20 protein-coding genes are annotated in these 19995 nt (G+C 60.5%); 13 read left to right on the top strand and 7 right to left on the bottom strand.

Features of this window, described 5'->3' with window-relative positions; translation table 11 throughout:
* The first annotated feature begins 12 nt into the window (after window positions 1-12).
* Both VVD49_RS04765 and VVD49_RS04760 read left to right on the top strand, forming a co-directional pair.
* Window positions 13-441, top strand: a complete 429-nt coding sequence (locus tag VVD49_RS04765; RefSeq protein WP_327597986.1) for an EamA family transporter — start codon at window positions 13-15, stop codon at window positions 439-441.
* A 48-nt stretch (window positions 442-489) separates the two neighbouring features.
* On the top strand, window positions 490-1185 hold the full coding sequence (locus tag VVD49_RS04760; RefSeq protein WP_327597985.1) for a DUF4197 domain-containing protein: 696 nt from the start codon (window positions 490-492) through the stop codon (window positions 1183-1185).
* A gap of 23 nt (window positions 1186-1208) precedes the next feature.
* Here the strand turns inward: VVD49_RS04760 and VVD49_RS04755 are convergent, their stop codons facing one another.
* From VVD49_RS04755 to aas, 4 genes are all read right to left on the bottom strand, one after another.
* The gene (locus tag VVD49_RS04755) at window positions 1209-2399 is read right to left on the bottom strand and encodes a multidrug effflux MFS transporter (protein ID WP_327597984.1); all 1191 of its coding nucleotides are present in this window, start codon (window positions 2397-2399) and stop codon (window positions 1209-1211) included.
* A 119-nt stretch (window positions 2400-2518) separates the two neighbouring features.
* Window positions 2519-4408 carry an MFS transporter gene (locus VVD49_RS04750; RefSeq protein ID WP_327597983.1) on the bottom strand — a complete coding sequence of 630 codons (1890 nt, stop codon included), beginning with the start codon at window positions 4406-4408 and terminating at the stop codon, window positions 2519-2521.
* An 11-nt stretch (window positions 4409-4419) separates the two neighbouring features.
* Window positions 4420-4809 (bottom strand): endonuclease domain-containing protein, encoded by a 390-nt coding sequence (locus VVD49_RS04745; protein WP_327597982.1) that lies wholly within the window; start codon window positions 4807-4809, stop codon window positions 4420-4422.
* Window positions 4810-4861: 52 nt separating this feature from the next.
* A complete protein-coding gene (gene aas, locus VVD49_RS04740; RefSeq protein ID WP_327597981.1) occupies window positions 4862-7012 on the bottom strand; it encodes a bifunctional acyl-ACP--phospholipid O-acyltransferase/long-chain-fatty-acid--ACP ligase in 2151 nt (716 codons plus the stop codon).
* A gap of 300 nt (window positions 7013-7312) precedes the next feature.
* Between aas and VVD49_RS04735 the strand changes: the two genes are divergently transcribed.
* On the top strand, window positions 7313-8761 hold the full coding sequence (locus VVD49_RS04735; protein WP_327597980.1) for a pectinesterase family protein: 1449 nt from the start codon (window positions 7313-7315) through the stop codon (window positions 8759-8761).
* A gap of 79 nt (window positions 8762-8840) precedes the next feature.
* Here the strand turns inward: VVD49_RS04735 and VVD49_RS04730 are convergent, their stop codons facing one another.
* The 3 genes from VVD49_RS04730 to VVD49_RS04720 are packed head-to-tail and all read right to left on the bottom strand — an operon-like array spanning window position 8841 to window position 10491.
* Complete coding sequence (locus tag VVD49_RS04730) at window positions 8841-9563, bottom strand: sterol desaturase family protein (RefSeq protein ID WP_327597979.1); 723 nt, start codon at window positions 9561-9563, stop codon at window positions 8841-8843.
* A gap of 6 nt (window positions 9564-9569) precedes the next feature.
* Window positions 9570-10157 carry a YebB family permuted papain-like enzyme gene (locus VVD49_RS04725; protein WP_327597978.1) on the bottom strand — a complete coding sequence of 196 codons (588 nt, stop codon included), beginning with the start codon at window positions 10155-10157 and terminating at the stop codon, window positions 9570-9572.
* 22 nt (window positions 10158-10179) lie between these two features.
* Window positions 10180-10491, bottom strand: coding sequence for an ArsR/SmtB family transcription factor (locus VVD49_RS04720; protein WP_327597977.1), 312 nt, complete (start codon window positions 10489-10491; stop codon window positions 10180-10182).
* 226 nt (window positions 10492-10717) lie between these two features.
* Between VVD49_RS04720 and VVD49_RS04715 the strand changes: the two genes are divergently transcribed.
* From VVD49_RS04715 to VVD49_RS04670, 10 genes are all read left to right on the top strand, one after another.
* Window positions 10718-12517 carry a pectate lyase gene (locus VVD49_RS04715; RefSeq protein WP_327597976.1) on the top strand — a complete coding sequence of 600 codons (1800 nt, stop codon included), beginning with the start codon at window positions 10718-10720 and terminating at the stop codon, window positions 12515-12517.
* A gap of 285 nt (window positions 12518-12802) precedes the next feature.
* Window positions 12803-13183 (top strand): ATP synthase subunit I, encoded by a 381-nt coding sequence (locus VVD49_RS04710; protein WP_327597975.1) that lies wholly within the window; start codon window positions 12803-12805, stop codon window positions 13181-13183.
* Entirely contained in the window at window positions 13147-14046 is a 900-nt protein-coding gene (atpB, locus tag VVD49_RS04705) for a F0F1 ATP synthase subunit A (RefSeq protein ID WP_327597974.1), read from the top strand. The genes VVD49_RS04710 and atpB overlap by 37 nt, the downstream gene beginning before the upstream one ends.
* 90 nt (window positions 14047-14136) lie before the next feature.
* The gene (gene atpE, locus VVD49_RS04700; protein WP_101940759.1) at window positions 14137-14379 is read left to right on the top strand and encodes a F0F1 ATP synthase subunit C; all 243 of its coding nucleotides are present in this window, start codon (window positions 14137-14139) and stop codon (window positions 14377-14379) included.
* Window positions 14380-14421: 42 nt separating this feature from the next.
* Complete coding sequence (locus VVD49_RS04695; RefSeq protein WP_327597973.1) at window positions 14422-14895, top strand: F0F1 ATP synthase subunit B; 474 nt, start codon at window positions 14422-14424, stop codon at window positions 14893-14895.
* Window positions 14896-14898: 3 nt separating this feature from the next.
* Window positions 14899-15435: a F0F1 ATP synthase subunit delta gene (locus VVD49_RS04690; RefSeq protein ID WP_327597972.1), complete on the top strand. Its 537-nt coding sequence runs from the start codon at window positions 14899-14901 to the stop codon at window positions 15433-15435.
* Window positions 15436-15446: 11 nt separating this feature from the next.
* Window positions 15447-16985, top strand: a complete 1539-nt coding sequence (atpA, locus tag VVD49_RS04685; RefSeq protein WP_327597971.1) for a F0F1 ATP synthase subunit alpha — start codon at window positions 15447-15449, stop codon at window positions 16983-16985.
* A 15-nt stretch (window positions 16986-17000) separates the two neighbouring features.
* Window positions 17001-17870 carry a F0F1 ATP synthase subunit gamma gene (gene atpG / locus VVD49_RS04680; protein WP_327597970.1) on the top strand — a complete coding sequence of 290 codons (870 nt, stop codon included), beginning with the start codon at window positions 17001-17003 and terminating at the stop codon, window positions 17868-17870.
* Window positions 17871-17893: 23 nt separating this feature from the next.
* A complete protein-coding gene (gene atpD, locus VVD49_RS04675) occupies window positions 17894-19318 on the top strand; it encodes a F0F1 ATP synthase subunit beta (RefSeq protein ID WP_327597969.1) in 1425 nt (474 codons plus the stop codon).
* Window positions 19319-19381: 63 nt separating this feature from the next.
* A complete protein-coding gene (locus tag VVD49_RS04670) occupies window positions 19382-19804 on the top strand; it encodes a F0F1 ATP synthase subunit epsilon (protein WP_327597968.1) in 423 nt (140 codons plus the stop codon).
* Window positions 19805-19995: the final 191 nt, after the last annotated feature.

Here is a 19995-nt window from a genome sequence, read left to right as displayed (position 1 = left end):
GTGGAGGCAAGCATGAGTGAAAGCTGGTTCCACTGGGCGCTGATGTCGGCAGTCTTCGCCGCACTCACCGCCATCTTCGCCAAGCTCGGTCTGCAAGGCATCGATTCCGATTTCGCCACCCTGATCCGCACCGTGGTCATCCTGCTGGTGCTCGGCGCCATCGTCCTCGCGCTCGGCAAATGGCGTAACCCGTTTGCGCTCGAACCGCGCACGCTGCTGTTTCTCGTGCTTTCCGGTCTCGCTACGGGCGCTTCATGGCTGTGCTATTTCCGTGCGCTCAAGCTGGGCGAGGCTTCGAAAGTGGCGCCGGTCGACAAGCTGAGCCTGGTGCTGGTCGCCATCTTCGCGGTGATCTTTCTCGGTGAGCGGCCGGATGCGCGCAGCTGGCTCGGTATCGCACTGGTCGCGCTCGGCGTACTCATCCTCGGCTTCAAACGTTGACCTGCCGCGGGCCGGCGTGGCCTCGGCGAACTCATGGAGACAATGAATATGCACCTCAAAAGACGCGTTTGTATCCTCGCCTTGCTGACAGCGCCGCTGCTGGCGGGCGCCGCAGGCTTGTTGGACTCCCTGAGCAATGCCGATGCTTCGTCGGGCCTCAAGCAAGCGCTCGAGCAAGGCGCGACCCAGGCCGTCGCCACCCTCGGGACCAAGGATGGTTTCCTGGCGAGCGACCTGTACCGCATCAAGCTGCCGAAGAACTTCAAGACGGCCGAGTCCATGCTGCGCATGATGGGGCAGGGCCAGATGCTGGACGACCTCGACGTGGCCATGAATCGCGCGGCGGAGAGCGCGGTTGCCGAAGCAACGCCGCTGCTTGTCGGCGCGGTGAAGCAGATGAGCGTGCAGGATGCCAAAGGCATTCTCACAGGCGGTGATGATTCGGTGACGCAGTACTTCCGCAGCAAGACCAGCGCAGCGCTGACGCAGAAATTCCTGCCCGTTGTGCGCCAGCAGACCTCACGCCTGCAGATCGCCGAGCAATACAACACGCTGGCGAAACAGGGTGCGGCGATGGGCCTCGTGAAACCGGAGGAAGCCAGCGTCGAAAGCTATGTCACCAACAAGGCGCTGGACGCGCTTTACCTGCGCATCGGTGAAGAAGAAAAGGCGATTCGCCAGAACCCGGCTGCGGCGGTCGGCAGCATCGCGAAGAAAGTGTTCGGCGCCATGGGTGGCAAATGAGGCGAAAAGTGACGGGCCGGTCTTCAGTCGATCACGCGATAGGTACGTAGCGACACCAGGTAAGCCGCAAGGCTTGCCATCAAGCCGACCACCATGCCCCATGCGAGGTGGCGCGTGCTGTCCCACAACAGTGGCGACACCACGCCGGCCACGGCCGACATGATCAGGGTCTGGATGAAACCCTGGCAGCTGGCCGCCATGCCGCGCCGGTGCGGGAACATGTCGAGCGCGCGCAGGGTGAGCGTGGGCAATGCGACGCTCATGCCGAAGGTATACAGCGTGATCTGCGGGATGCGCGTGGCGACGGAATCGGCCAGCGCGTAGTTCAGTGCGAGGTTGATCAGCATGGCGGCCGCAGCGATGCCGTAGGCAAGGGTGATCGTGCCTGCCGCGTGCAGGCGGCCTGCGAGTCTCGCCGATACCGCCGAGCCGAGGATCATGCCGGTCACGATGGGCACGAACAGGTAGCCGAACTGCGTCTCCGTCAGGCCGAGATGGTCGATCAGGAATACCGGTGCCGACATCACGTAGATGAAGAAGCCGCTGAAGAACAGCGCCATCGACAGGCACAGCATGATGAAGGGCAGGCTGCCAAGAATGCTCTTGTAGCCGGCCAGCAGGTGCGTCGGGTGCAGCGACTGGCGCTTCGCTGCTGGCAGCGTCTCCGGCAGCCATTTCCAGGTCATTGCAATCAGCAACAGGGCAATCACGCACAGCATGTAGAAGATCGCGCGCCAGCTCAGCGCGGTGGCCAGCCAGCCGCCGAGGATCGGGGCAATCGCCGGCGAGACGGCGAACACCATGGTCACATGCGACATCAGGCGCTGTGCGGCGATGCCATCGAACAGATCGCGGATCACGGCGCGCCCGACGATGACACCAGCGCCCGCCGACAGGCCTTGCAGGATGCGGCCGAGCCAGAACAATTCGATATTGGGAGCCGTCGCACACAGCAGCGAGGCCAGCACGAAAACGGCTTGGCCGACGATGATCACGCGCTTGCGCCCGACCGCATCGGAAATGGCACCGTGCCACAGCATCATGAACGAGAAGGGCAGCAGGTAGGCCGTCAGCGACTGCTGCAGTTCCAGCGGCGTGGCATGCAGGCCGGCCTCGATCGCGGGGAACGCCGGCAGATAGGTATCGACCGAGAACGGGCCAATGGTGTTGAGTGCCGCGAGCAGCAGCAGGAGCATTACGTAGGGGATCTTCATGAGGGGCCTGCCGGAGGACCGACCACTCTACGCTTCCTGCGTGCCTAGATAAACCCGCCAACGCGCACAACATTCATGCGCGGAGCGGGACAATTGACTCAGGTCATCCGCATCGATGGCTAGCGCGCATCGCCGCGCAGGCGCGCAACTTCCAGCTGCAGGCTGAACGGGTCGGCAAAGTCGCTGGCGCGGGCTGACCCCACATTCAGTTCGACACGGCTCCAGACCCCGCGGCGTAATGCCCGCAGCAGGCTTGAGCCCGGCTTGCGCGCGAAGGCACTGTCCCACAGGCCGCACAGGGCCATCGGCACGACCGGCACCGGCGTGCGCTCGAGGATTTTGGCGATGCCGTTCTTGAACGGCGCGATCTCGCCGTCACGCGTGAGGCCGCCTTCGGGAAAGATGCCGACCAGCTCGCCCGCGGCCAGCGCCGCGGCGATCTCGTCATAGGCCTTGTCGAGCTGTGTCGCATCTTCTCTGGCCGGTGCGATCGGAATGGCGCGGTTCTCGCGGAAGATGAAGTTGGCGACTGGCAGCTTGTAGATATTGTGGTCCATCACGAAACGGATCGGCCGACGGCAGGCTGCTGCGATGATCACCGGGTCGACATAGCTGACGTGGTTGCAGATGAGCAGCGCGGGGCCTTCTTCCGGAATGTTCTCGATGCCGTGGGTACGCAGCCGATATACCGTATGCATGAGCATCCAGGCGAGGAAGCGCATCAGGAATTCCGGCACCAGCTTGTAGACGTAGATCGCCACCGCTACATTCATCAGCGCGGTGATGAGGAAGATCTGCGGAATGCTGATACCGCTGGCCAGTGCTGCGCCGGCGAAGATGGCGGACACCACCATGAACGCGGCATTCAGGATGTTGTTGGCGGCAATGATGCGCGAGCGCTCTTCCGGCCTGGAGCGAGACTGGATCAGGGAGTAGAGCGGCACCGTGTAGAAGCCGCCGGAGACGCCGATCATCACCAGGTCGAAAATCAGGCGCCAGTGATGCAGGTCGGAGAAAAATGCGCCGACGCCGAGAGCTTGCGGCGGCACCGCCGGGCTGGCCAGCCACAGGTCGATGCCGAACAGCGTGAGCCCGATCGAACCGAGCGGCACGAGACCGATCTCGACGTGCTTGCCCGACAGGCGTTCGCACAGGAAGGAGCCGAGTGCGATGCCGACGATGAAGGTTGCCAGCAGGGCTGTCGCGAGTTGCTCGTCGCCGCCGAGTGTCAGGTGAACGAAGGATGGGAATTGCGTGAGGAAGATGGCGCCGTAGAACCAGAACCACGAAATGCCCATCAGCGAATGGAACACGGTGCGATTGCCGCGCGCAATGCGGATATTGCGCGCGGTCTCGGAAATCGGGTTGAGATTGATTTTCAGGCCGGGCGCCGAAGGGGGGGCTGCCGGAATGAAGCGGCTGGAGACGTAACCTGCAATCGCGACGACGATGCAGGTAACGCCTGCGAGCATCGGGCCTTCGGGTTTGATGGAGATCAGCACGCCGGCGGCGATGGAGCCGACGAGGATGGATACGAAGGTGCCGCTCTCGACCCAGGCATTGCCCGCAACGAGCTCATTCGCGTGCAGATGCTGCGGCAGGATGGAATATTTGAGCGGCCCGAAGAAGGTCGAATGCAGACCCATCAGGAACACTGCGGCCAGCAGCAACTCGATATGCGAGGTCGCAAAGCCGGCTGCGGCCGTAGCCGCAATACCGATCTCGATGAACTTGATGATGCGGATCACGCGCGCCTTGTCGTACTTGTCCGCGACTTGCCCTGCCATGGCTGAGAACAGGAAGAACGGCAAGATGAAGATGCCGCCAATCAGCGGCACGACAATGGCCGGCTCCAGCCCGAGCACCTTGCCGCTATGGAACGCAACCATCAGGCTGAGCGCGTTCTTGAAGACGTTGTCATTGAACGCGCCAAGGAACTGGGTCAGGAAGATCGGCCCGAAGCGCGGCGCGAAGAGGAGGCCGGAGGGGGATTTGTTGTCTGTCGTCATAGTAGGCGCCGTTAGCCCCCCTCTCCCGCTTGCGGGAGAGGGGCTGGGGGAGAGGGTTCGCTGCAACCCTCCACTGCAACTCTGATCTTCTCAAGTACAGCTTCTGTCTGGTCAAGTACTTCATTGTTCCAGAAGCGCAGAACCATGAAGCCTTGTTCATTCAGGTATTTGTCCCGGACATCGTCATAGGTTTTCGCTCCCGCATGTTGGCCGCCATCTACTTCGACAATGAGTTGCTTTTCAATGCAGATGAAATCGGCGATGTATGGACCGATTGGTTTCTGACGCTTGAACTTCAGGCCAATGAAACGATGGGCGCGCAGGCGATACCAGAGGCATTGTTCGGCTTTGGTCTGCGCAGTGCGCAAGCGCTTCGCATTATCAAGGTGTTCTGGGTCCATTGGTCGTTCCCTCTCCCCCGGCCCCTCTCCCGCGAGCGGGAGAGGGGAGTGGTTACGCCTTCTCCGCCCACACCTTCAAGGTCACATAGTCCGTCTTCCCCGTGCCCAGCAGCGGCAGCGCATCGACAACAACAATCTTCCGCGGTACGGCCAGCTCCGGCCAGCCGCCGGCCTTCGCCGCAGCCTGCAAGGCTTCGCGCGTCAGCGCTTTGTCCGTCGTAAACAACACCAGCGCCTCGCCCTTTGCAGCATCCGCGACAGCACTCGTCGCATGCACGGCGTTCGGCGAGGCCTGCGCAGCCAGTTTCTCGACCGACTCCAGCGACACCATCTCGCCAGCAATCTTGGCGAAGCGCTTCACGCGGCCAACGATCTTCACGAAGCCATCGGCATCGATCTCCACGACGTCGCCGGTGTTGTACCAGCCCTCACCGGCTTCGGACGCTGGCGTCTCCAGCACGCCGGGCTTGTCGACCTTGAGATAACCCGACATCACGTTGGGCCCGCTGACGTGCAGGATGCCGCCGTGCTCGATGCCTTGCACCGGCATCAGCCGTGACTGCAGGCCCGGCAGTAGCTGGCCGACGGTGCCTGTGCGATAGGCCATCGGCGTGTTGACCGCCAGTACGGGGGCTGTTTCCGTGGCGCCGTAGCCTTCGAAAATGCGCACGCCGAATTTCTCGAACCAGGCGGCGCGCACGGGCTCGGCGAGTTTCTCGGCGCCGGCGATCACGTAGCGCAGGCGGAAGAAGTCGTAGGGGTTGGCGTGCTTGGCATAGTTGCCGAGGAAGGTGCTGGTACCCAGCAACACCGTGCAGGCACGGTCATAGGCCAGTTCGGGAATGATGCGGTAGTGCAGGGGCGAGGGGTAGAGGAAGACGTTTGCGCCATTCAGCACCGGTAGCAGGCCACCTGCGTTCAGACCAAAGGAGTGGAACAGCGGCAGCGCATTGAGGATCTTGTCGTCGACCGAGAATTCGATGACGGCGCGGATCTGCGCGACGTTGGCGAGCAGGGCGCGGTGCGACAGTACGACGCCTTTCGGTTTGCCTTCCGAGCCCGAGGTGAACAAGACGACGGCCGTATCCTCCGGGTCGGCCGTCTGCGTGGCAAGGCGCGGGAAAAGCATGGCCCAGCCCATTAGCCAGAGCTTGTCGCCAAGGCCCATCCCGGCGCGCAGGTCTTCCAGGTAGAGGATGTGCACGCCTTGCAGCGCGGCGATCTTGTCTTCGAGTTTCGCCTGCGCGAGGAAGGCGCGCGAAGTGACGATGTGGCGGATTGTCGCGGCCGTGCACGCTGCCTGCATGCCGTCGACGCCGGCCGTGTAGTTGAGCATGGCCGGCACGCGGCGGAAGGCGTTGAGGCCGAAGATCAGCCCCAGCGTCGGTGCGAGGTTGGGCAGCAGGATGCCCACGCGCTCATCGAGCGCGGTCTTGCCGGCGACGAGGCGGCCGAGGGCCAGTGCCATCTTCAGCAGATCGTTGTAGCTGTACTCGGTCTGCTTCATGTCTTCGATGAGACGACGCTTGCGACCGTAGCGCGACATGGCGTCGAGCAGCGCGCCGAACAGGGTCTGCTGGGGGCGGCTGGAAAAAATCATGTTCTGCATCACCCGGCGCATTGCTTCGCCGGCACGGCGCCGACGCTCACGTGCGGTATTGCCCGCCGGCATGTCGATGTGCGCGGCTTCGCAAACGGTCAGGGAGATCTTCGGGAACAGGCGACGCGGGGCCTGGCCGGACAGGCGCGAGAAGAAGGTACGCGCGGCACCATCGATGCGGATCGGCAGGATCGTTGCGCCGGTCTTTGCGGCGACGAAGGCCGGGCCGTCGTACGTCTTCATCAGGCTGCCCGTCGTCGTGATGCGCCCCTCGGGGAAGATCACGACGGGACGACCGCTTTCCAGCAGGCGGATGACTTTCTTCATGGCCAGCGGGCTGGTCGGGTCCACCGCGAGGTAGTCGCAGAGCATCAGCACCAGCTTGAAGAAGGGATTGGCGGCCACGCCGGTATGCACGACGAATACCGGGTTCTGCGGCAGCCACAGGCCGAGCAGCAGGCCGTCGAGGAAGGATTCGTGATTGGCAATGATCAACAGGCGCTCGGCCTGCAAAGCCGGGTCGCCGCGCAGATCGACGCGGAACAGCACGCCGGTGATTCGGCGCAGGACGGCACGGATGATGGGACGAAGAAAATCAGGCATGGGTTTTCCGTTCAAGACTGCTTTTTTTGTGGTCAGTGCAGGTGGTCTGCACGTGCTGCGTCATTGCCGACCTTCCCCCCGGCAGCAAGAAGATACAGGCGAAGGCGGGCGCCGTGTTGCGCGATGCGAGCTGCATGTGACGATGCGTCGATGGCTGATGTCGGGACGTCAAACGCCGTATTTGTGATCGATAACAACTTTGTTTTTGGCGCTTGTGTGACCGGTTTGCGCGAGTAGAATCGTTCGCCGTGCTCGACAAGACATTCACGCAAGGCACATCCACAAACCGGAGGAGATTCCATGTTTGAAAACCGTTCAGCCTGTCGCTCGGCGCTGCTCGTATCACTGCTTACGCCACTGCTGTTTGCTTGCGCGAGTGGCCCTTATCCGTCGACGCCGACACGCCCCCAGCTGACCGCCGCCGAAGCTGCGCGCTACAGCTACGCCGAAGTGCTCAAGACCACTGGCACGGTGGGAGCCATGACGACTGACCCGTGGGATCCGCTGGCTGACACCTGCATGAGCGCCGGCAAGTGCGGCACCGACTACACGGTGGACAAGGCCGCAGCTGCCAGCGCCACCGTGCTCAACACCATCCAGGCCGCCGTGAACAAGGCCGTGATCGACGCGACGGCCGCCAAGCGCACGAGCCGCATCTACATCCGCGTCATGCCGGGCACCTACAACGAGCTGGTCTATGTGCCGGCCCTGGCCGCACCGATCACGCTGTACAGCACCGAAGCTGATGCCAGCAAGACGCGCATCGCTGCCAACATCGACGCCGGCATGCCGGGCGACGAGTTCACAGCCAAGTTCGGCGCGCAGTTCAAGGACGTCGATGCCAGCATCGCGGCGATGGCCAAGGTCCAGCTCGACAAGGGCAAGAGCAGCATCGGCACCAGCGGCTCGGCCATGGTGTGGATCAAGAATGACGGCTTCCAGGCAAAGAACATCACCTTCGAAGACACCTACAACGAAGACCGGGGTTGCAAGGAAAAGGCCAACGACAAGGGCCAGTGCCCGAGTGGCAACCATCAGGCCGTGGCTTTCCTGATCGACGCAGCTGACAAGGTGCAGGTCGAGAACGGTCGCTTCATCAGCAACCAGGACACGCTGTATTTCAAGTCCAGCGCCGTTGGCAAGACCAACCGCTCCTTCTACAACAACTCGTATGTGGAGGGTGACGTCGACTTCATCTTCGGTCGCGCCACGGCCTTCTTCCGCAACACCGAGATCAAGTCGCTGGGCGGCCGCAGTTCCTCGGTCTTTGCCACCGCGCCGAGCACCAACGTCGGTACGCCTTACGGCATCGTCTTCGACAACTGCGACTTCACCAGCGATGGCCTCGGCGTGGCGACCACGGCCGAGACCTACCTCGGTCGTCAGTGGTTTGAAAGCCAGCGTTGCAGCCCGTACGGCGACGCCAAGGCCACGTGCGTGATCGATGCGGCGAACACCGGCACCGAAAGCGCCACGTTGCTGCGCAAGTCCACGCTGGAGACAGTCGGCAAGGTCGTCGTCATGAATTCGCGCATCGGCAAGCACATCAACAAGTCGCCATGGGCCGACTGGGAAAGCAGCCCGGCCAAGAGCAACTTCCGCAAGGCGACCTTCAGCTCCGATACCTTCTTCGACAATCTGCAGGCTGCCGGCAAGGACCCTGCCGCGCTGGGCTACAAGAAGAAGGTTCCGGCCGAGCCCTTCCTCGCCGAGTTCAACAACACCGGTGCGGGCGCTTCGCCGAATTGAGTGTTGTGATGCATCAGGAAAAGAGGCCGCCGCGAGCGGCCTCTTTTTCATGGCGCGAGGCTCGCGCGCCAGCTGTGGTTCAGGGCTCACGGTGGACATCCCTGTACACAAGCATCTGCAGTAGTCGCTCTTCCTTTGGCGCGTCAAATCCGCAGGTGTGCGTCCACTCCCGGGGATTCTCGTATGTGCCGAACAACATGTCCCACCAGGTGATGTCGCCGTAGTTGTTCTTGTGCCGGCCGTATTGGTGGTGGATGCGGTGCATCTCGGGGCGCTGGAAGAAGAAGCCCACCCAGCGTGGTGTCTTGATATTCGTGTGATAGAAGAACTCGCCCAGCGCCGTACACAATGTGTAGATCGCGGCAGCTTCTGGTGACAGGCCCAGCAAGCTGTAGACGAGCACACTGCCGATAACGGAGTTCACGATCATCTCGCCCGGATGCTTGTAGAACGATGTGATGACCTCCAGACGTTGCGGGCTGTGATGGATCTGGTGAAAGCCGCGCCACAGGAAATCATGCTCGTGACGCCAGCGATGCCACCAGTAGAAAACGAAGGTCGCCACGAAATATGCGATTACGCCGCCAATCGCAGGCGATACGTGCGCGGAGAGTCGGAACAGGGAGGCTGATGCGAACCAGCGCTCCCAGGTGAGGCCGGCGAGCAATACCACGCCAAGCTGGATGGCATTGACCAGAAGCACGCGGGTCGGCCAGGTGCGTACCTTCGGCAACGGCCAGCCGGGCATGACACGTTCAAGCAGGAAGCAGAAAACAAATGCCGCGACGATGACGGTCAGCATGGCGCGTCACTGACCCTGATTCGCAATCGTCAGCAGGCGTGACGAGCGCAGCAGGCTGTCCGGCGTAATCGTCTCGCGTTGCCACGGGATGCGGCCGAAGTACCACACGCGCCAGAAGCGCAACGATACCTGCGGGTTACGCGCCAGCAGCGTTGCGAACGTCTCGACCTCACCGACTTCTTCGCCGCAGGCTTCCACCAGCACCTCGTGGACGAATTTCGAGCAGAACTGGCGCTTCGAGCGCAGTGCAAAACCAGTGTGATAAAGCGTGCCCATGCGTCGATCGGCTGCCGCGCGCAGCCTGGCCTGCTCGCCGTCGCTCAGGGCGCGATGCAGTCTGCGCACGACAAAGCTGCCCCTGTCGGAGCGTGCGATAAAGTCCGCGAAGCGCCCCGTGCGTGCGCGCGGCACGCAGCTTTCCGCCACCAGCCAGTCCGTACCGTCATGCCCGACGACGATGCCGACGTGGTTCGACCAGCTATTGCTGGCTTGGGCCACCTTGAGGAACAGGCCAACCGGGATGCGGATGAACACCACATCGCCGATCTGCAAGGCGGGCCGATCAGTTTGCGTTGAGTCGATATGTTTAAGCATTTCGTTATATTTCTCAAAAAAATTAGAGATGCTGTTCGAGGTAGTTCGAAACATCACCGAACACCCCACGCAGAAAGTCCTTGTTCACCCAGAAATAAACCTCCTTGCCGATCTTCTCGGAAGCCAGTACGCCTGCCGAACGCAGGATTTTCAGATGATGCGAGACGGTGGAGCGCGACAAGGTCGACACCTCGACCAGTTGGCCGACGTTCAGGCGCTCGCCCGGTTCGAAGCTCAAGACCAGACGCTGGCGGTGCACATCGCCCAAGGCTTCGAAAACCTGGGCCATATGACGCCAGCCGTCGGGGATTGCACGGGAATAATCACGATTCATGTCGATATATTTAGTTTTATGGTTATGTTCTGTCAAGCATTTTCGCTGCTTGAAACGGCCGTGAGAAATTGTGGGACCGGTACCAAAATTTGTTGTGCATCCAAAGATCTTGTCTTTAAACTGACGCCTGTTACCGATAACAATTTGCTGCTTTGCATCAAATTCCGGTGACGTATCAATAAAGCTGGCGCCTGCGAAGGCCGTTCGGCAATCCTTGGAGACAACAATGAAAAGTACCGGTTTTCTATTGGGCGGGCTGATGCTCGCTCTATCCGCTTGTGGCGGTGGTGGTGGCGATAGCGCGTCGGCGCCGGCCAGCAGCTCCAGCTCATCCAGCGTGGCCAGTTCAGCCAGGAGCTCGTCGAGCAGTGCCGCTGCCGTAACGACCTTCTTGCCGGTCTCTGGTGAAACGGCTGCTTACGCTGATACCCGGCTCCAGATCACGTTTGATTCGGCGCCAACGCTTGGCAGCAGCGGCTATATCAAGGTGTACAAGAAGAGCGATGACTCGCTCGTGGACACGATCAGCCTGAATGTCTTCAGCACAGGTAGTTCAGTGGCGCCGAGCTACACCAGCTCCACACTGACGTCGCATGACACGCAGACAGCACTTGCCAAGGCCAATGTCGAGATCGACAAGCTGGGGAGCACCTCAACGCTGACGCAGTGGCGATACATCTTCTACAAGCCTGTGGCTATCTCCGGCAACACGGCGACGATCCGCCTGCATGACGGCGTACTGAGCCCGTCCACGGCCTACTATGTCCAGATCGACAACGGTGTGCTGACGGGTAACCTCAGCGGCGCCGCGTTCGCCGGCATCGCCAACAAGACCTCATGGACTTTCACGACGCGTGCTGCACCCGTATCGACGACCAGCGTAACGGTCGATGACGACGGTACGACCGCTGACTTCCGTACGGTGCAGGGCGCCATCAACTGGCTGACGACGAATTGTGGCGGGAGCTCGGTTGATGCGTGTAACAGCGTCAGTGTCGCCAAGACCATCACGGTGAAAAACGGCACCTACGACGGGGAGCTGTTTATCCGTAGCCTCAACAACCTGAGCATTCAGGGTGAAAGCCGCGCAGGAGTGGTTGTGCGTTCGGAAAACTTCGAGCAATACAATCCCGGCACCGGGGGGAGTGCGACTGCACTTCCGTATTCGACACCGACCAACGCTGAAGTCGGCGGCAATCGTCCGCGTCTGAATGGCGGCCGTGCCGTGTTGCTGGTTGAAGGGGCCGATCTGCTGCAGCTCGTCAACTTCACCTTGCAGAACACCCACGTCAAGAATGTCTGGGAGGGTGCGACCGTTTCGATCAACAACCAGGCCGAAACGATCTACTTCAACAGTGCCACACTGACCGGCTCGCGTCTGGTCGGCAAGCAGATGAATTTCTACAGCACGCAGGACACCATCCAGGTGAAGGGCTGGGTGTGGCTCTATCAGTCGCTCGTCAAGGGTGACGTCGACTTCGTCTGGGGTTCGCCATTCGCCGCACTGGTTGAAGAAACCGAATTGCGTACGATCGTCGATACGACCAATACGGCCCTGGGTGGTTACGTCATCGAATCGCGCACAGGCAAAGGCTTCCCGGGCTTCGTTGTGCTCAACAGCCAGCTGACGCGCGAATCGGGTGTCCCCGACAACACAACCATGCTGGGACGCCAGGCCAGCAACTTCTCCAGCACGGCGACTTACTGCAACACCCAGTTCACTGGTTCCGGGTCGTTCGGCAATGCCAACCTTGGTTGCAACAATGTGGCCTACATCAACACCAAGATGGACACGCACATTGCAACCGCTGGTTGGCTCTACAGCAACGCGCCGCCCATTACCACGCCGAGCACGACCGAAGGCTATCGCGAAAGCGGAAGCATGACGCTGGCAGGTGGGGTGCTGGACGTGAGCGGACGTAGTCTGACTTATGCCAGCACGTCGATCGACCTCAGCGGATTGAATACCCGCACCAAGGTCTTCGCATCCTGGAACAGTAACGCCGGCTGGGTACCTGTGCCCTGAGCGGATCAGTCTCCTGTTGATGGAAAAGCCCCGCCCAGGCGGGGCTTTTTTCATTGCAGCTAGCAACGCAGATCGGACAAGGATCTAATTGGCGCCCGATTGTGGAGAGCCCAGCCTTTCATGCTTGAACGATCATGGTTGTCAGACATCTGTTGCATGGAAATATCGCCGTACATCGCTTAATGTGAAAAACCATGCCACTGCACCGCAGCGAGATTGACCTTGTGGAGCTAACTCACTAAGATCACCGGGTTTTTGGCGGACCTGTGTGTTCGCCCCATAACAATGCTAAAAGTGGTTTTGCTGCAGTTCGGCGCGGCGCTCATTGGAGCGTTGATCGGATGGGCCTTTTTTGGTCCCGTTGGCGCGGCTTCAGCAATATTGGGCGGGATTGCAATCGTAGTGCCATCCCTGTGGTTCGCCTGGCGGCTGACGCGCGTTGAGCGTCGCCCGGGTGCCAACTCACATGTCAGTGCTTTCTTGATCGGCGAGGCCATCAAGATCGTATCCGCGATAGGAATACTTGTTCTGGTGCGGCTCTTGTTTCCTGGAGCGCATTGGGGCGCAGTGGTGCTGGGCCTGATCTGCACGCTGCAAGCGAATTTCGTTGCTTTATTGGTAAATCCCAAATGTCTGCAGAACAAGGCGCGGCCGAACAAGGCCTGACCGCGGGCGAGTACATCGCTCACCACCTCACCTATTTCAATGGCACGGGTTCGACGCAGTCGAAGCTGGTAGATTTCAGCCTCATCAATTACGACACGATAGGCTGGGCGCTGTTCCTCGCCGTGCTCGGCTCGTTCTTCCTGTGGCGCGCTGCGGCCAAGGCAACTTCCGGCGTGCCGGGCCGTTTCCAGGGCGCGGTCGAGCTGCTCGTTGAAATGGTGGCAGACCAGGCCAAGGGCCTGATCCATAGCGTCGAGTCGCGCAAGTTCGTTGCGCCGCTGGCACTGACAGTGTTCGTCTGGGTGTTCCTCATGAACGCCATGGACTTCTTGCCGGTAGATCTGATCCCCCGCGTCTGGGCCGGCATCTACGGTGGCATGGGCCATGACCCGCACCACGCTTACATGCGCTCCGTGTCGACCGCCGACATCAATGCCACGCTGGGCATGTCGATCACCGTGCTGCTGATCTGTCTCTACTACAACGTCAAGATCAAGGGTCTGGGCGGCTGGGCGCACGAGCTGGTCAGCGCGCCTTTCGGCACCAGCAAAAACCCTGTGCTGGCCATCATTCTCGGCGTCGTCAACTTCGCCATGCAACTCATCGAATTCGGCGCCAAGACGATTTCGCACGGCATGCGGTTGTTCGGCAACATGTTCGCCGGCGAGCTGATCTTCATGCTGATCGCGCTGATGGGTGCTGCATGGACAGGCTATAACGCCTCCAGCATCATGCTTTTCCTGGGCCACTTCATCGCCGGCATGGCCTGGGCGCTGTTCCACATTCTCGTCGTGGCTCTGCAGGCCTTCATCTTCATGATGCTGACGCTTGTGTACGTTGGTCAGGCACACGACGCCCACTGATTCGATTCATGCCGGCCGCTTGCGGCCGGCATGGGTCAATGCTTCACCCCGGTTTTCTTTTACTTTCACTTTCACTACTTAGGAGTTGTCATGGAACAAGTTTACGGTCTGGTTGCACTGGCTTGCGGTCTGATCATCGGTCTGGGTGCTATCGGCGCTTGTATCGGTATCGCACTGATGGGCGGCAAGTACCTCGAAGCCTCGGCACGTCAGCCAGAGCTGATGAACGCCCTGCAAGTGAAGATGTTCCTGCTGGCCGGTCTGATCGACGCTGCGTTCATTATCGGTACCGGTATTGCGCTGTGGTTCGCAACCTCGACGTTCTTGAAGTAAGTCCTTCTTGATCACTAATACTCATCAAGAAAGGGCCCTGCCGTGAATCTGAACGCAACGCTTCTTGCCCAGATGGTGGTGTTCTTTGGTTTCGTGCTGTTCACGATGAAATTCGTGTGGCCGCCGCTGACCAAGGCACTCGACGAACGAGCAAAGAAAATAGCTGACGGGCTTGCTGCGGCGGACAAGGCCAAGACCGATCTCGCGCTTGCCGAGAAAAAGGTTGTTGAAGAACTGCGCAAGGCCCGTGAATCCGGCGCCGAGCTGCGTACCTCTGCTGAAAAGCAGGGTGCCCAGCTTATCGAGGAAGCACGTGCCGAAGCTCAACGCATCATCTCTGCAGCACGTGAAGCTGCCGAGAGCGAGGCTGCAGTTGCCTCACAACGCGCCAAGGAAGTGCTGCGTGACCAGGTCGCCCAATTGGCGGTCGCTGGTGCCGAGCGCATCCTGCGTCGTGAGATCAACAGCCAGGTCCATGCCGATCTGCTGGCAAACCTGAAACAGGAACTCAATTAAGCCATGGCCGAGAACGTCACCCTTGCGCGTCCTTACGCCGAGGCGGTGTTCGCCCTTGCGCGAGACGCTGGAACGCTTGGCCCGTGGGCCGATGCGCTGCAGCGTCTTGCCGCGGTCGCAGCTGATCCCGCCGCACGTGCCTGCCTGAGTAATCCGCGCCTGACGCCAGCCCAGCTGGCGCAGTTGTTTGCGGAGTCCTCGGGCGTTTCGCTTTCGCCGGAGCAACACAATTTCGTGTCGCTGCTGGTTGAAAACGAACGCGCCGCGCTCCTGCCGGAAATCAATACGTTGTTCAAACTGCAAAAGAACGTGCACGAAGGTGTGCGTGATGCGCAGGTGACCTCTGCTTTCCCGCTCGATGCCGACGCCCAGGCTCGCCTGGCCGGTGATCTTGAAACCCGTTTCGGTACCCGCCTCAATGTATCCGTAGCGCTCGACCCGGAACTCATCGGTGGTGTTCGCATCGCCGTGGGTGACGCCGTCATCGACGCTTCGGTACGTGGCAAGCTCGCCACCATGGCCGCTGCCCTACAGAATTAGGAGCATCCAATATGCAACTCAATCCCTCTGAAATCAGCGATCTCATCAAGAGTCGCATTCAGAACCTGCAACTGGCAGCTACCGCCCGCAACGAGGGTACGGTGGTGTCGGTGACCGACGGTATCGTCCGTATCCACGGGCTGACCGACGTCATGCAGGGCGAAATGCTTGAATTCAAGAACAACACCTTCGGCCTCGCGCTGAACCTCGAACGCGACTCCGTTGGCGCCGTGGTGCTGGGTGAATACGAAGAGATTTCCGAAGGCGACACGGTCAAGACGACCGGCCGCATCCTGGAAGTGCCTGTCGGTCCTGAAATGCTCGGTCGCGTGGTGAACGCGCTGGGTCAGCCTATCGATGGCAAGGGTCCGATCAACGCCAAGCTCACCGACAAGATCGAAAAAGTTGCTCCGGGCGTTATCGCCCGTCGCTCCGTTTCGCAGCCGGTGCAGACCGGCCTGAAGTCGATCGACTCGATGGTGCCGGTGGGCCGTGGTCAGCGTGAGCTGATCATTGGTGACCGTCAGACGGGCAAGACCGCCGTCGCTGTGGACGCGATCATCAACCAGAAGGGTCAGAACATGTTCTGCATCTACGTGGCGGTGGGGCAAAAAGCCTCGACCATCGCCAACGTGGTGCGCAAGCTGGAAGAAAAGGGCGCGATGGCTTACACCATCGTTGTCGCGGCTTCCGCTTCTGATTCCGCTGCGATGCAGTTCATTGCACCGTACGCAGGTTGCACGATGGGTGAGTACTTCCGCGATCGCGGCCAGGACGCACTGATCGTTTACGACGATCTGACCAAGCAAGCCTGGGCTTACCGTCAAATCTCCCTGCTGCTGCGCCGCCCACCAGGCCGCGAAGCGTATCCGGGTGACGTGTTCTACCTGCACTCGCGTCTGCTCGAGCGTTCCGCTCGCGTCAATGAAGAGTATGTCGAGAAGTTCACCAACGGTGAAGTCAAGGGCAAGACCGGTTCGCTGACCGCATTGCCTGTGATCGAAACACAAGCCGGTGACGTGTCCGCTTTCGTTCCAACGAACGTGATCTCGATTACCGACGGCCAGATCTTCCTTGAGAGCGACCTGTTCAATGCCGGTATCCGCCCCGCTATCAATGCCGGTATCTCGGTGTCGCGTGTGGGTGGTGCTGCGCAGACCAAGGTCATCAAGAAGCTCGGCGGCGGTGTGCGTCTGGCACTCGCCCAGTACCGTGAGCTGGCTGCGTTCGCGCAGTTCGCTTCCGACCTCGACGAAGCGACCCGCAAGCAGCTCGAGCGCGGCCGTCTCGTGACCGAACTGATGAAGCAACCGCAATACGCACCGCTGTCGGTGGCTGACATGGCCATCACGTTGTTCTCGGTGAACAAGGGTTTCTTCGACGACGTGGAAGTCAAGCGCGCACTGGCTTTCGAGTCGGCGCTGCAACAGTTCGTCAAGGCCAAGTACGCGTCCCTGGTCGAGAAGATCGAGTCCTCCAAGGATCTCGACGCTGATGGTGAAAAGCAACTCACTGCCGCCGTTGAAGAGTTCAAGAAGACCTGGGCTTAAGCGGAGACTCTGAACATGGCAAGCGGAAAAGAAATCCGTACCAAGATCAAGAGTGTGCAGAACACCAAGAAGATCACCAAGGCCATGGAAATGGTTGCGGCTTCGAAGATGCGCAAGGCGCAGGATCGCATGCGAGCAGCACGCCCGTACGCTGAAAAGATCCGTCGCCTCGCGGCTAATCTCTCGCAGGCTTCGATCGCCGACTACAAGCATTCATTCCTGAGCGAGCGCGACACGGTCACACGTGTCGGTCTGATTCTCGTGACGACGGACAAGGGCTTGTGCGGCGGTCTGAACACCAATGTGCTGCGTCTGGCTTCCACGAAGATTCGTGAATGGCAGGCCGCTGGCGTGACCGATGTCCGTGTTGCCGCATTGGGCAGCAAGGGCCTGGGTTTCATGCAGCGCGCGGGTGTCAATGTGGTCTCGCAGGTGGTTGGCCTGGGCGATACGCCGCATCTGGAAAAGCTGGTCGGTCCCGTCAAGGTGCTCATCGACGCGTATCTCGCTGGCGAGCTCGACAAGATCTACCTCGGCTACACCGGGTTCATCAACACGATGAAGCAGGAAGCCAAGGTTGAACAACTGGTACCACTTACCGGTGATCGCGTCGGCGCGCCCGAAGGCAGCTGGGACTACCTCTACGAGCCGGATCCGCAAGCCGTCATCGACGATTTGCTGCTGCGCTATGTCGAGGCTCTGGTCTACCAGGCTCTCGCCGAGAACATGGCGTCCGAGCAGAGCGCCCGTATGGTGGCCATGAAGGCCGCCACGGACAACGCCGGTACGGTCATCAAGGATTTGCAGCTGGTCTATAACAAGACCCGTCAGGCAGCGATCACGAAAGAAATTTCGGAAATCGTCAGCGGCGCCGCAGCGGTTTGAATTTAGTTATTGAGGATATGACAATGAGTCAAGGATCCGTTGTTCAGTGTATCGGCGCCGTGGTGGACATCCAGTTCCCGCGCGATGCGATGCCAAAGGTTTATGACGCACTGGTGCTGGATGCGTCGGAAGAAAATCCGCTGGTCGAGAAGGGTCTTACCTTCGAAGTCCAGCAACAGCTCGGCGATGGCGTCGTGCGTACCATTGCCATGGGCTCATCCGACGGCATCCGCCGCGGCATGAAGGTCAATGGCACGGGCGCCGGCATCTCGGTGCCGGTCGGTCACGGCACGCTGGGCCGCATCATGGACGTGCTCGGTCGCCCGATCGACGAAGTTGGTCCGATCGAAGCGGACGAGAAGCGCGAAATCCACCAGCCAGCACCGAAGTTCGACGAACTGTCGCCATCGGTTGACCTGCTCGAAACCGGCATCAAGGTTATCGATCTGGTCTGCCCGTTCGCAAAGGGCGGCAAGGTCGGTCTGTTCGGTGGTGCCGGTGTGGGCAAGACCGTGAACATGCTGGAGCTCATCAACAACATCGCCAAGCAACACTCGGGTCTCTCGGTGTTTGCCGGCGTGGGTGAGCGTACGCGTGAAGGTAACGACTTCTATCACGAGATGGCAGAAGCCGGCGTTATCAAGATGGACAACCTGAAGGACTCCAAGGTCGCGATGGTGTTCGGTCAGATGAATGAACCACCAGGCAACCGTCTGCGCGTGGCACTGACCGGCCTGACCATGGCCGAGAAGTTCCGCGACGAAGGCCGCGACATCCTGTTCTTCGTGGACAACATCTACCGCTACACGCTGGCCGGTACCGAAGTGTCCGCACTGTTGGGCCGTATGCCTTCCGCCGTGGGTTACCAGCCAACGCTGGCCGACGAAATGGGCAAGCTGCAAGAGCGCATCACCTCCACCAAGGTCGGTTCGATCACCTCCATCCAGGCCGTGTATGTGCCAGCGGATGACTTGACCGACCCGTCGCCTGCGACCACCTTCCAGCACTTGGACTCGACCGTCGTGTTGTCGCGTGACATCGCCGCTCTGGGTATCTACCCCGCGGTTGACCCGCTCGACTCCACCTCGCGTCAGCTCGACCCGCTGGTTGTGGGTGAAGAGCACTACAACGCAGCCCGTGGCGTGCAGCAAACCCTGCAACGCTACAAGGAACTGCGCGACATCATCGCGATTCTGGGCATGGACGAACTGGCTCCGGAAGACAAGCTGCTCGTCTACCGTGCTCGCAAGATCCAACGCTTCCTGTCGCAGCCTTTCCACGTTGCTGAAGTGTTCACCGGCTCGCCAGGCAAGTACGTCACGCTCAAGGAAACCATCCGTGGCTTCAAGGGCATCGTGGCTGGCGAATACGATCACCTGCCCGAGCAGGCGTTCTACATGGTCGGCGGCATCGACGAAGCGATCGAGAAGGCCAAGACGCTGCAGTAATCTGCAGCAATGGTGTGCGGAGAGCGGTCAATGACGGCTCTCCGACTCTGAAAGGTAATGATTATGGCAATGACCGTACACGTGGATGTCGTCAGCGCGGAAGAACAAGTGTTCTCCGGTCTGGCCGAAATCGTGTCGCTGCCGGGCGAGGCGGGCGAACTGGGCATCCTGCCCGGCCACACGCCGCTGCTGACCCGTATCAAGCCGGGCATGGTGCGTATCAAGCGTCCCAACCAGGAACAGGAAGACATCTTCTTCGTTGCGGGTGGTTTGCTTGAAGTGCAGCCGGGCTTGGTGACGGTACTGGCAGACACCGCGATTCGCGGCAAGGATCTGGACGAAGCCAAGGCCATGGAAGCCAAGCGTCGTGCCGAGGAAGCTCTCGCCAATCGCACGGGTGATCTGGATCTGGCCCAGGCACAGGCTGAACTGGGTGAGTCGATTGCCCAGCTCGCCGCGATCAACCGGATGCGCGGCAAGTACTGAAAGTCTCCCGCGCAGTATGGGCGGGCAAGTAGCAATGAAAACGGCACCTGCGGGTGCCGTTTTTATTGCTGGCCTCCATCCCCCTCGCTCACCACCTTTCAGTCCGCATTGCGAGGCGCCGAATGGCAGTTTCCGCTATACACCGACGTCTTGTAGTCACACATAGGGGGACCCGCCCCTCAAGGCTGTTG

Origin of the sequence: Uliginosibacterium silvisoli (genome assembly GCF_036017035.1) — a bacterium.
GTDB lineage: Bacteria > Pseudomonadota > Gammaproteobacteria > Burkholderiales > Rhodocyclaceae > Viridibacterium > Viridibacterium silvisoli.
The sequence above is the reverse complement of the archived record's forward strand: the minus strand, read 5'-3'. Positions and strand labels throughout refer to the sequence as shown.